This is a genomic window from Lysinibacillus sp. G1-3, assembly GCF_056322905.1.
Window position 1 is genome coordinate 113614 of record NZ_JBWHYQ010000005.1, and the last position, 13045, is coordinate 126658.

The following is a 13045-nucleotide window of genomic DNA, read 5'->3' on the forward strand; positions in this document are numbered from 1 at the left end:
AAGGAAATAAACTGGCATGATGATTAATTCACAAGACAAAATTACGGCTTCACAAGCAGTTGTTGTCCTCGCTAATTATATTTTGGCTACAGGAATACTTACCTTGCCAAGAACATCTGTTGAAAAGGTCAAATCACCGGATGTATGGATTAGTGTTTTTTTAGGAGGCGTCATTGCGATAATCGCAGCCGTGATTATCGTGAAATTAAGCCAAAAATATCCTGAAAAAACCTTCTATCAATATAGCCAAGATATTGTAGGGAAATGGGTAGGTTGGTTTTTGAGTTTGCTTATAATAGTCTATTTCTTTACAATTTCAGCATTTGAAGTCAGGATAATGGCTGAAGTAACCTCACTCTTTCTGCTCGAAGGTACGCCAACTTGGGCTATCATTTTGCCCTTTATGTGGATAGGGCTTTATTTGATTAGTAGCGGAATCAATTCGATTGCTCGACTATTTGAAATCATCTTTCCTATTACGTTTGTCCTCTTTTTATTGGTAGCTTTTATGAGCTTGGGCATATTTGAAATAGATAATCTACGTCCGGTATTAGGATTGGGAGTCATGCCAGTATTAAAAGGAGTAAAGACAGCAACCCTTGCATTTTTAGGTCCTGAAATTATGCTGTTGCTTGTCGCATTAATGAAGCAGTCGGAGAAAACGAAAGCAGTAAAAGTCGTCCTTGTTGGCTTAACGATTCCCTTATTCTTTTATGTCATAACAGTTGTAATGGTAATAGGTGCTTTATCAATCGATGGAGTTGTCACGAGAACATGGCCTACATTAGAACTTATGCGAAGTTTTGAAATTCCGGGGTTAATCTTTGAACGATTTGAGTCTTTTTTACTCGTGATTTGGATTATGCAAATATTCGCCACCTTTTCTATTACCTATTTTGCCGCTGCTTTAGGATTAGCTCAACTCTTTAAAAAGAACATACAGCCCTTTATATTTGGTTTGTTACCGATTATTTACATTATTTCTATGACGCCTAAAAATATCAATGACCTCTTTAAGTTCGGTGATATGATTGGGAATGCTGCATTATTCTTATTTGGTGTTTTTCCAGTACTCTTACTTTTTATTTCGAGGTTGAAGGGTGGAAAGACATGAAACTAAACAATATGATGGTGCGATTTCGTTTAGGTTTGCTATTATCTCTTATACTTTTAATTCTTACAGGTTGTTGGAGCAGTAAAGAAATTGAAGACTTAGGTCTTGTTGTAGGTACCTCGTTAGATGTAGAAACAGATAGTAGTTCTAGGGAGGCATTGGAGGAACAAGAAGCTAGAAACTCTAATAAAGAGCTGATTACAATTACCAATCAATTCGTTAACTCAGAGACAACTGGTTCCGGTGCGAAAGAAGGTAAAAAACAACAAAAAGCTTACAAAAACGTTTCAGAAACCGGAGATGCTATTCTTCCTACTTTGCGTAATATGATGTTAAAAAACGACAAACGAGCCTTTGCAGAACATTCAAAGGTCATTGTCCTAGGAGAGGATTTTGCAAGTGCATTCAATCTAACACAAACAATGGATTTTTTTCTTAGGGAACTGGAAATGAGACCAAGTGCGCTTCTTCTAATCGCTAAAAATCATGCAAGTAATATTCTTGAATCGAACGAACCAACTAAAATTCCTGCGTTTCAACTTGTTGAGATGATGAAAGGACATAAAAGAACGACAAAGATACTACCACCGATGACATTTGCAAAGTTACAAGGAAAATTAAATTCTAGAGCAAGTTTTTTGTTGCAAAGTGTAACTTCAGAAAATGGAGAAATTAGATTTGCCGGAGCAGCTGTGATAAAAGGTAGCACAAAAAAACTGCGAGGTTTTCTTACGGGAAAAGAATTAGAGGGGATTACGTGGATAACTGGAAAGGGCAAAGGTGGTTTAGTAACAAGTTTTTATGAAGGGACTGATCAGCCGATTATATACGAGATATTGTCAATGAAAAGTAAAATTACACCCCATGTTGATGGAGACAATATCTCATTTAATGTAAAAATCGAATCTGAAGGGCGAATTGCTGAGCATTGGGTACTTTCTGAGAAAACATTTGATAATAAGTTTTTGAAAAAAGCAGAAAGGGCTACTGAAAAAGAGGTAGAGCGTCTTGTGAAAAATGTTTTAGAGAAGATACAAAAAGAATATCAAACGGACGTATCAGGGTTTGGAACAAGATTGAGAATAGAGTATCCAAAAGTATGGAAAAAGCTAAAAAAAGATTGGGATCAAACATTTAGCGAGATACCGATTCAGTGTGAGGTAAAAATAACGATAAAAGACTATGGGACGTCAGGGGAATAAAAATGATTTCATTTTATGAAGGATAATAAATGGACATGGTAGTGAAGTATTTACAATGCTAGGAAATATAAAAGGGATTAAGTTCGGTATACTAACACTTAATCCCCAAAAAACTGTAGATAAAGAATAAAAGCAGGTATTCTCTCCCAAAATTGACATCGGTAATCGTTGGAGTATACTGGAATTAAACGGAAGATATGCAAGTGAAAACAACGATAGATGAGGTCATTTTGTATGGTATACAGTATTAAACCAATAGCTGTAGTGAGCAATAGTCGAAAAATGATTGAAGATGACAATTGGGGTAACGTCATTTCTACTGTTGAATTGACAAAAGATATACATGCATCGTCTTTAAAAGGGATTGATGATTTTTCTCATTTAGAAATAATTTTTTATTTTGATAAAGTTGTAGATGAGAAAATTCAATATGAAGCGAGACATCCGAGAAATAATAAGGATTATCCGGAAGTCGGTATTTTCGCTCAGAGAGGCAAAAATAGACCTAACAAAATAGGTGTAACGGTTGTAGAATTACTAGAATTAAAAGATAGAACATTAATCGTTAGCGGCCTCGATGCTATTGATGGAACGCCAATTATTGATATTAAACCTGTCATGAAAGAGTTTTTACCAAAAGGTGAATTAAAGCAGCCAAGTTGGGCAACTGATTTAATGAAGAATTATTGGGATTAGTATATGTACACAAAAGGAATGAAGATTTTTTAATTTCAATTTAATTGAAGGAGTAAACAATATGTTTTTAAATCTACATATTGAAACCGAGAGGCTGATCATTCGGCCATATGCTTTAACTGATTTGGATGAATTGTATGCAGTAGTTTCTGAGCCTGATTTTTATCGATTTATTCCAGAGGATGTACCTAGTCGAGGTGATGTTCAGCGGATAATAGAGTGGTCCATTCAATGCAACAAAAAAAATACGCTTTCCAAAATACATAAATTGAATCTAGCCATAGTAGATAGGGAGAGGCAAACGTTAATTGGCTATTGTGGCCTTGGTCCAGATGATGTAAAAGAAACTGAGGTCGAAATTTATTATGGTATTTCGAAAGCTTATAGAGGGAAAGGAATTGCGTATGAGGCTGCACAAGCTTTACTGAATTATGCGTTCAATAAGATTGGTTTACTTAAGGTTATTGCAGTCGTTCATCCTGAAAACGTGGCCTCTTTACGAATTGTAGCTAAACTAGGAATGAACTATGAATATACGTATATAAATCTTAATCCGGAACTGAAGGATTTTGAAGGATTACTTCATTATGCTATAGATAATCCTTCCGATGTTGATAAGCTTTAAACGTGGCCAATTGCCTTTAGTGAAGTGATTAGTTTATTGCGGAGAGACTCGTCTGATAAGGTAAATGTGCTGTTCTAATTGAAGCAGTACCTAAAGTAAAAGGAATCTACGTACATTAAAGTATGCAGATTCCTTTTTATGTTTATTATTGAGGGGTAGATTGTGCGTTATCGATAATTTCTTGTGGGATATCGATTGTTTTTAGGTGATTGAACTCAGTGAATGTCACAACTGATTTTGTTTTCGTTTCTAGTTCTTGATTTTCAATCTTCATTTTCAAATCGAAATTCATATCCATTTTAGTTGTATCGAAAGTCTTTTTATCGATTTCTAGAACGTAGTGTATTTTATCAATCGTTAAGTTATCAAGTGGATTTTCTTCAAGACCCATATCTTTCATTGATTTGCTAATTTCAGAATCGATCAGTTCTTTAAATTCATCGCCCTTAGCGTCTAAAGTTAAGATATATGCATTATCAGTTTGTTCGAATTTGAAATCTTTAATATAGTTTTTAAGCTGTTCTAATTGTGCCTTAGCATCCGCAGATGATGCAGTTTGTTCCATAATGTCATCAAATTGCTCGCTTGGTAATTTGAACCAACTATTAGTTGCTTCATCCTTCATGAAAAAGCCTTGATCTTTCTTCATGTACATATCAATCGGTATTTCTGTACTTTTTTGATCTGCACTAGCCATATCTGGCATTGTCATTGAACCTGATAAGTGCATAGCAATTGGATCGGTAACTACATCCATATCCATATTTGATTTGATGGAAAACTCCATAGATTGTTCGCCTGCTTCAACTTTGGAATCTTGAGTCAACTCCATTTTTGCAGTTGTACTTTTAATGTCTGATTGGCGCTCTACCGCTTTTTCATACACTTGCTCTAAAGTGAGTTTACTTGTATTAGTTGTGTCTTTCTTAGGGGTAGCGCTACTGTTACAAGCTGCCAGTGTTAGTGCTAGTGCTCCAACACTTAAAACTTTAAAAAATTTGTTCATTACTTTCATCTCCTATTCTTGGTAAAAACAATATCTACTAGTATACATGACTATAAAAGGAAAAGTTTCGTTATTTTTTAAAATTTACTAATTTAATATTAAAATAATAGTAAATGCCCAACGTATGCTACTGTTTATAAGCCTTCTTACTTAGCCTAAGTCGCAAAAAAAGTGGTGCTTGAATATTAATTAAAGGATATAGCTATCTCTTTTATATATGAAATAAAAAGTAGATTTACGCCATATATATTTTTGTTATTAAATTTAAATAGCAATGGTGCTAGGGGGCAATAAGCGAACATTAGTGGATTAGTTATTGAATAGAGGTTTCTAATGGTTTTGTGTTATAGCAAGGGACTATTGTAGCTAGTAGTTTCATATAGGTGAGCATGCTGAGCCAGAAAGCTTTTTTGGTAAATGGGAGTTCTTCAAAATTTGAGACTGCTATACAAACTTTTAACAGATCAATGCCAACTATGTTTGTAAATAAGTAAGTGAGGGGCAAGACATAAGAAGGATTGGTATTTTTGAGTTGAGAAATTAGTAAGACAAAAAGAAAGAGCCGAGAAAATGATATCATTTTCTCGGCTCTGTTTATCAATTATAGCCCCAGATCATTGCGAATAATGTACCAATGATTGTGACAACACCTACGAATACTGAATATAAAATCGTTGTATATAACGTTTTCTTGTCTTCAGATTCACCGATGTGCATGAATAATACTAATTGTACTGTTGCTTGTGCAAGAGCAGTTACTAGTAAAACACCAAATGCCATGTTAAGAGACATATCGAATTTAACAACAGCTAAAGCTACAACTGTTAGTAATAGTGAGAAGCCGAAGCCCATCACATGTTGTTTTGGGAATAATTCCTTCATCAGCTAATCAGTCCTTTCAAGTAGACGAAGCTGAAGATGAAAATCCAAACAACGTCTAAGAAGTGCCAGTACAGTGAGAAGATAAACGCTTTGTTAGCCGTTTGTGGGTTTAAACCACGGCTAGCTACTTGCATTAAAATGGCAACGCCCCAGAAGAAACCAAATGTTACGTGGAGACCGTGCGTACCAAGTAAAGTCATTAATGCCGATAAAAATGCACTTGTTCGAATTGTTGCACCTTCATTAACATATGTGACAAATTCATCGATCTCAATGGCTAAGAAGCCAAGACCTAATAGAAGTGTGATGATGAAAAATGCCATCATCGCTTTTTTATTGCCAATGCGCATTGCATGAACACCAAGACCAATTGTGAAACTACTTGTTAATAATAAGAATGTTTCCCATAATACTGGTGTTAGTTCGAAAATCTCAGCGCCATTTGGGCCACTACCTGTACGTGTTTGAAGTGTGAAATACACTGTAAATAGTGTGGCGAATAATACGATTTCGGCACCAAGGAAAATCCAGAAACCGAAAATTTTCAGGCGATTTTCTTCTGTACTATATTCTAATGGAAGTGAAGAATCGATTTTCATATTATTTATCACCTCTCAAGCTTTTTTCAGTTGCCATAACTTCTTCAACTGAAATGTATCGACCATGATCCTTTTCGAATGAACGATGAATCATAAAGCCAAATACACCAATCATACTAATGATTGCTGGAACCCATAGATTGAATACAGCAAAGAATGCTGCAAGGAAGAAGAATCCGCTCATCCAGAATGGAGTGCCAGTGTTGTTAGGCATGTGAATTTTTTCAATTTTACCGGCTGTAATATCGCGACCTTCTTTTTTCGCGAACCAGTATTCATCTAAACGTGTAACCGTTGGAACTACTGCAAAGTTATACTCTGGTACTGGAGAATGAGTAGCCCATTCTAGCGTACGACCATCCCAAACATCTGCTTTTTCATTACGTGGCATATGTTTCCAGCTGTAGTAAATGTTATATACGATTAACGCAAAGCCGACAGCAAGACCAATACCACCGATGAACGATAGCATGTTCAATGGACCGTAGCCAGTTGACTCAGAGTAAGTGTACATACGACGAGCGTAACCATCTAAACCTAAAATGAATAGAGGGAAGAATGTTACGTTAAAGCATACTGCGATAAACCAGAAAGCTGCTTTACCTAGTTTTTCATTTAAACGGAAACCGAACATTTTTGGCCACCAGTAGTGGTAACCTGCAAGTACACCGAATACTGTACCTGGAATTAATACATAGTGGAAGTGGGCAACTAAGAACATCGTATTATGATATTGATAGTCAGCACTTGCCATTGCAAGCATTACCCCTGTAACCCCACCAATTGTGAAGATAGGAATAAAGCCAAGAGCATAAAGCATAGGAGTTGTAAATTGAATTTTACCGTGTCTCATTGTGAGCAACCAGTTAAATATTTTAACCCCTGTCGGAACAGCGATTGCCATTGTTGTAATAGAGAATACGCTGTTTACCATTACACCGTGACCCATTGTATAGAAGTGGTGGGCCCATACTAAGAATGAAAGTAACGAAATAACGACCATACTCATAACCATTGATTTATAGCCGTATAAGTTTTTACGTGCAAATGTCGCAATGATTTCAGAGAAGATACCGAAAGCAGGTAGGATAACGATATAAACCTCAGGATGTCCCCAAACCCAGAATAGGTTGGCCCAAAGCATATCCATACCACCATTTTGCATTGCAAAGAATTGTGTACCGAATTGACGGTCAAGCATCATTAATGCAAGTGCTACAGTTAATACTGGGAATGCAAATACGATAATAATGTTTGTAATTAAAATTGACCAAGTGAACATTGGCATTTTCATTAATGTCATACCAGGTGCACGCATTTTAATGATTGTTGCGATGAAGTTAACACCAGTCATTAACGTACCAATCCCTGATAATTGTAAAGCTAAAGAATAGTAGTTGTTCCCAACAGTTGGACTGAATTCTGTCCCAGCTAATGGGAAGTATGCTGTCCAACCAGCATCAGGTGAACCACCAATGATAAATGATAGGTTTAATAAACCACAACCAGCTGCAAATAACCAGAAGCTGACTGCATTCAGACGTGGGAAGGCAACGTCACGAGCACCAATTTGCAGTGGGATTACAATGTTCATTAAACCAATTACGAATGGCATAGCCATGAATAAAATCATTAATAAACCGTGTGTTGTGAAAATCTCATTATAGTGTTGTGCATCAAGAAGTCCATTATCTGGAACTGCCGTTTGTGCACGCATTAATAGTGCATCGATACCGCCGCGGAATAGCATCAAAAGTGCTGTAGCGATATACATAATACCGATTTTTTTATGGTCAACAGTTGATAGCCAGTTTTTGTAGAAATAGCCCCATTTTTTGAAATATGTAAGGCCAGCTACGATAACAACGGCTCCAACTACGATACTAATAGCTGCCGCTAAAATCATCGGTTCTTGCATAGGATGGAATACTTCTTCCATACTCATTGGATGCGCTCCTTTCAGGTGTAAAAATTAATGTGAATGTGTTGCTTCAAAATTTTTTTGTGAATCAGTGATTCCCATGCTCCATTTTAGAGTGATCCATTTCATCTTCGGACATGTCCATATCACTATGATCCATGCCGCCCATTTTCATGTGTTCACTGTGTTCCATTGGAGCAGGTCTAAATTCTAAGTGTGTAGATGAATAGCTTGAACGACCAACGTGTTCTGCTTTTAATAGTTCATCAAATTTTTCTTCTGTTAATGGTTTTTCTTTTGATTTCACATCAGAAACCCATTCGTCGAATTTTTCTTGTGTCATAGCTTCTGCTTCAAATTCCATTTCAGCAAAACCGCGACCGTTAAAGTTAGAGTTACGGCCCATGTATGAACCAGGCACATCTGCAGCAAGGTGAATAGTTGTTAACATGTCACTCATCGCGTATTTTTGACCAGCTAATTGTGGAATCCAGAAACTTGTGATTGGTCCGAAAGAGTAAAGTTTAAACTCGATTGGACGGTCAGTTGGAATATTTACATAGTTTACAGTTTCAACACCTTGCTCTGGATAGCTAAAATGCCATTTCCAGTTAGAAGATGATGCGTAAATAACAAGTGGCTCTTTATTGTCATAACCTTCTGGTGTTGTCTCGACTGTACTTGTTGTTCTTACAGTAACAACTGCCAAGAATGCCACTATGATAATAGGGATAACTGTCCATATTATTTCAAGTAGATGACTACCCTCTTCGTGAGGAGGCTCATAATCGGCAGATGATTTTGAAGCACGATATTTAGTTAGCATAAATGCTAAAAGCACATACACGACTAGTAATATAAAGGCCATTGTAATAATGGATAAAATAATTGTGTCTGATAATGTTTTGGCATTAGGCCCTTTAGGATCAAAAATTGTTAGGGGTTCACAGCCAGCAAGAATTGCTAGCGCACTAAATGCAACAAACATTAAGCTTAACTTTTTCTTCATGTTTGACTCCTTTCTATAAAACGGCTATTCATAAATTTCATGTGTTTATATATAGATTCGAAATTATAAATAGTGGGTAATACGGTCACCTCTTTTAATTGTTGTACCAATCAAATAATCAGAAATACTAACAATGGCATGGTTCACTATGAAACATTGAATTTAGTATTTGATTGGTCTATTGCAAGCGTTCACAAAGTCATTAATCTGTGTAATCGATTTTCAAACAATATGTCATAATCGATCGACACAAATGTCGTCGTTTGCATATAGGATTATACGCCCCGTTTGAAAGAAAAAAAATTATTTTTTTATATTTTTAATAGTAAACCGGGGATAAATATGAACATTTTTTGAACAAAAATCGTTATTTCAATATTAGTATTTTTGTGTTTAATATAATAAACACTGTTCAAACGTTGAAAACACTGAGTTTCTTATCCTTAACTATGTAAATAGTTTTTTTTGTGAAAATGTCATTTCACATTTCAGACGTCATTTTGTAATAAAATCGCCGTTAAATTAGGTTATTGAATGCTTTATTGTTGCGTTTTTAAAAAATGTGAGTAAACAAAAAGAAATATTATGGATATATAAGGATAAACTTTCAATGTAAGGGATGATTGGAAAGGGGTATTTCGGAAACGAATATAAATTATGTTAATATAATTACTAACTTCCATTTATTGTATTCTTGATATTTTACTTGAAAAGTAAAAAAAGCAAACTAAGGGGATTCTTAGTTTGCTAAATTTGGTATGGGAACGAAATTAAATGTTTGAAGCAGAAAGAAAGTGAAATTCGCTTTAGCTCGTCTAATTACGCCAGATATTTTATGCACCTAGTTTTAGCCATTTTGCGACTTGTCCATAAATAGTATTTTGAAGATTTGGGGCTAGGTTTTGCATCTTTAAAGCAAAATACAATGTTTTCATTAAATTTAATGTACATGTTCGTCCGCTGAAAAAGGCTTCGTTATAACCTTGAGTCACTAAATGCATTTCAAATTTATCAAATGCCTGTTCGGCAAATTCTATTAATGCTTCCTCAGAGTAGTCTCGAGCTAGTAACGCTTCAATAATATTAACTAAGCGTTCCTCCTCGTCGTTGACAAAAACAGTATCTTTCCAAGTAACAAGTTTCAAAGCATGCAAGATTAAAGGCGCATGTTGTAAATCAAATTTGGGGTGTTTAATTGTCATAGCCGCTAAATCTGCACCATGTGCAATGCTATGCGCCCAACCTTTATCTTGAACATGTCCTCTCGTATCTTTTTCCAATAATAAATAGCGACCGATCTTTTTAAAGAAAATTTGTAAACGCTCATCCTTTAAAATTAGTAGTTCAGCATCTTTTGCGAGAATACTTGCTACAAGTAAAGCAGAAAACGAACGAGTGAAGACACTATCTGTCATTTCTTCGCCTATGTTTAAAAATAAATAATCGTCGCCTATTACAGTATCAAATAAATATTGTAGCTGTTCATTGCTCAGTAAATTGTCGCTAAGTAGATCAATAAAAGTTCGATAAATTAATTTGTCTCGTAATTCGGCATCTGGTGAACCAATGTGCGTTAACATTTCTTGTAACAACCAATCGCCCTTTTGTAACATAAATTCTTGTCGTTCTGAAGATGTCATGGTTGAGAATGATTGTAATGTATTTTTAATATCCATCTGTAATTCCCCCGAGGTTAAATTAATTCTCTATAAGAGCATTCTTTTCGAAGTGTTAGTAGAACATAGTAAAAATGCTTATATGGAGCTAGGTCTTTTTATTATAACGCTTCAACGATGAATTTGTTGATTTGTAAAGTTTTCTAGTGATATAGAAGTATATTCGCAATGGGAATTCCAGAAACAACAAAAAGTTGATATGATAGACAAGCAACAAAAAGGGAAAGACTTATTCAAGGAGCACAAAAAAAGACATACCTATTTAAGTATGTCTCATCTTAGTTATGATATAAGGGCTGACTTTATACCGAGCGGCCATTCAGTATAAGTATTTTGATTGGTTTTTAATTCAACAAGAATATTTGCATTTTTAATGGTTTCGATTAGCCATTCGCTATAATGAAGATTCGGTTCGGCGTGCTGTAAGATTCGTTGCATATCTTTTTGGTCGATACTTAGAAGTTTATAGTTGCATTCAATGTGTACACTTTGGGGAATAATAAAAAGTGACTCATGTTGGTGTCCGATTGAAATGGAGCCAGGAATGTAACCTTGGATACTTATAATATGTGTATTTGCTTCTTGCGTGTATAAATCAATCTTTGTTCGTGTGAGTATTTCAAATTCGATCGGGTAATCCTTCTGATAAGGATTGTCCGCTGTAGAAAACGAAACAACTTTAATTGGTAGTGCCTCAAACATAGGAGAGATGCTACTACCAAATTCACTAACTGTATCTATTAATTGCATGTATTCCACTCCTTGTGAAGAACTTTTGCCAGCAATTATGCTACGGCATAATTGCGTCAGGAATCAGCTCTGTGCATTCCTGCAGATGTTTTTTGTGCGAAAGCAAAGCGACAGCAACAGATGTTTTTTGTGCGAAAGCAAAGCGACAGCGACACATGTTTTGTCTGTAGTTAGCTGAATGCTGAATGCCTGTAAAAAGTAATAAATGAAAGATATTATTAATTATAATACAATTTATTACAAAATATGTAATGCTAAAGCAATGATTTTTTTTAATAAGTAGGGAGTAAATTAATATGGTCATCGTTGAAAGTTAAAAATGACATATGTAAAACGTATATCATCTAATGAGATTTGGAGTAAATGAGGGGAGCATTACAGATGAGACTACGGTTGGAATCATTAGAGGAACGCGCAAAGATCAGTGATAACGCTTTTGTGACTAACCCCCAGTAGCTCATCGCAACTCCTCATTAAGCCCACGGTCAAATTCGTAAATCAACTCCATGATATGTTGATGATTCATATAGAAACTAATAAGTTAAATAGTCGTAAAGAGGTGAGAAAAATGACAAAGCGAAAACGACATGTTATAAAACATGACAATATTGTTGTTTTTCCTGGTGCTGTTCAGACATTAATACGTGAAGGACATATGTATGCGGAAAATTATCAATATGAAGAGGCAGTGGCCAGCTTTGAAAAAGCATTTTTATATGAAGATGGGGATGAAATGGCATTAAGTGCTTATGCATATGCTTTATATGAATTAAAAGCATACGATAAAGTTAAAAATGTTTGTGAGCAATTGTTCGCTATGGGTACGACTTTATATGTGGAAGTAATGGAGCTGTATATTACTGTATGTATGCAATTAAAGGAATACCATCAAGTAGAGTCGTTAATTTCGACATTAATAGAAGAAAATGTACTTCCGGAAGATCAGCTTGAGAAATTTGAACGCTTAAGAAGCTTGAATCAAGATGTTGCAAGGAATCTCCAAAAAAAAGAAGATGCAAAACGATTGTTAGAAGAGCAAGAATATGAACTTTCGGTATTTAGTGCCTTAACGGCAAATGAACAATCTATTCGACTGCATCGTTTAATGGAGACGAATGTAAGGCAATTAAAGACAGCATTGAAAGATATTATTGAATGTCCTACAATCCATCCATTTGTTCAGAGTTTAGCGTTAATTCTATTAGTGGAACAAGAAGTGTCAATTGAGATTACTGTTTCAAAATTTAATGGAACAAAGATTATTAACCCTATCAATTTAGTCTTACCAAATCAGTTGCCTCAGTATAGGGAAGTAAAAAAAATAATCGAAAATAAATTAGAGCAAGACCCATCGACGTTGGAAATGGTACAATATTTAATGGCGAAGCATGCCATTGTGACGTATCCGTTTGAATGGCACCAGTATGAAGCTGATGATATTGCCTATAGTTATATTGACTTTGTACAATCTATGCTCGGAAAAGTACAGGAAATGAACTATGAAATCATTGACTTTTTACAAATGTTAGAAAAAATGACGGAACTACATGAAGTATGAAATAAGT

12 protein-coding genes are annotated in these 13045 nt (G+C 35.3%); 5 read left to right on the forward strand and 7 right to left on the reverse strand.

Features of this window, described 5'->3' with window-relative positions:
- The first annotated feature begins 16 nt into the window (after positions 1–16).
- From ACVYAD_RS06580 to ACVYAD_RS06595, 4 genes are all read left to right on the forward strand, one after another.
- Entirely contained in the window at positions 17–1114 is a 1098-nt protein-coding gene (locus tag ACVYAD_RS06580; RefSeq protein WP_349662002.1) for a spore germination protein, read from the forward strand.
- The gene (locus tag ACVYAD_RS06585; RefSeq protein ID WP_476425351.1) at positions 1111–2316 is read left to right on the forward strand and encodes a Ger(x)C family spore germination protein; all 1206 of its coding nucleotides are present in this window, start codon (positions 1111–1113) and stop codon (positions 2314–2316) included. Before ACVYAD_RS06580 ends, ACVYAD_RS06585 begins: the two co-directional genes overlap by 4 nt.
- 234 nt (positions 2317–2550) lie before the next feature.
- The gene (tsaA, locus tag ACVYAD_RS06590; RefSeq protein WP_476425353.1) at positions 2551–3012 is read left to right on the forward strand and encodes a tRNA (N6-threonylcarbamoyladenosine(37)-N6)-methyltransferase TrmO; all 462 of its coding nucleotides are present in this window, start codon (positions 2551–2553) and stop codon (positions 3010–3012) included.
- Positions 3013–3073: 61 nt separating this feature from the next.
- Positions 3074–3637 (forward strand): GNAT family N-acetyltransferase, encoded by a 564-nt coding sequence (locus ACVYAD_RS06595; RefSeq protein WP_476425355.1) that lies wholly within the window; start codon positions 3074–3076, stop codon positions 3635–3637.
- Between the two features lie 145 nt (positions 3638–3782).
- On the opposite strand, the gene ACVYAD_RS06600 is transcribed toward ACVYAD_RS06595, so the two are convergent.
- From ACVYAD_RS06600 to ACVYAD_RS06630, 7 genes are all read right to left on the reverse strand, one after another.
- Entirely contained in the window at positions 3783–4643 is an 861-nt protein-coding gene (locus ACVYAD_RS06600; RefSeq protein WP_476425357.1) for a DUF6612 family protein, read from the reverse strand.
- A gap of 597 nt (positions 4644–5240) precedes the next feature.
- Positions 5241–5525 (reverse strand): cytochrome aa3 quinol oxidase subunit IV, encoded by a 285-nt coding sequence (qoxD, locus tag ACVYAD_RS06605; protein ID WP_323647659.1) that lies wholly within the window; start codon positions 5523–5525, stop codon positions 5241–5243.
- Entirely contained in the window at positions 5525–6124 is a 600-nt protein-coding gene (gene qoxC / locus ACVYAD_RS06610; RefSeq protein ID WP_349661998.1) for a cytochrome aa3 quinol oxidase subunit III, read from the reverse strand. Before qoxC ends, qoxD begins: the two co-directional genes overlap by 1 nt.
- Position 6125: 1 nt before the next feature.
- Complete coding sequence (gene qoxB / locus ACVYAD_RS06615; protein ID WP_349661997.1) at positions 6126–8069, reverse strand: cytochrome aa3 quinol oxidase subunit I; 1944 nt, start codon at positions 8067–8069, stop codon at positions 6126–6128.
- Between the two features lie 64 nt (positions 8070–8133).
- Positions 8134–9054, reverse strand: a complete 921-nt coding sequence (gene qoxA / locus ACVYAD_RS06620; protein ID WP_476425360.1) for a cytochrome aa3 quinol oxidase subunit II — start codon at positions 9052–9054, stop codon at positions 8134–8136.
- 833 nt (positions 9055–9887) lie between these two features.
- Complete coding sequence (locus ACVYAD_RS06625) at positions 9888–10730, reverse strand: DUF2785 domain-containing protein (RefSeq protein ID WP_476425362.1); 843 nt, start codon at positions 10728–10730, stop codon at positions 9888–9890.
- A 282-nt stretch (positions 10731–11012) separates the two neighbouring features.
- Positions 11013–11480 (reverse strand): hypothetical protein, encoded by a 468-nt coding sequence (locus ACVYAD_RS06630; RefSeq protein ID WP_349661994.1) that lies wholly within the window; start codon positions 11478–11480, stop codon positions 11013–11015.
- A 568-nt stretch (positions 11481–12048) separates the two neighbouring features.
- Here ACVYAD_RS06630 and ACVYAD_RS06635 point away from each other — a divergent pair.
- On the forward strand, positions 12049–13038 hold the full coding sequence (locus ACVYAD_RS06635; RefSeq protein ID WP_476425364.1) for a hypothetical protein: 990 nt from the start codon (positions 12049–12051) through the stop codon (positions 13036–13038).
- The last annotated feature ends 7 nt before the right edge of the window (positions 13039–13045 follow it).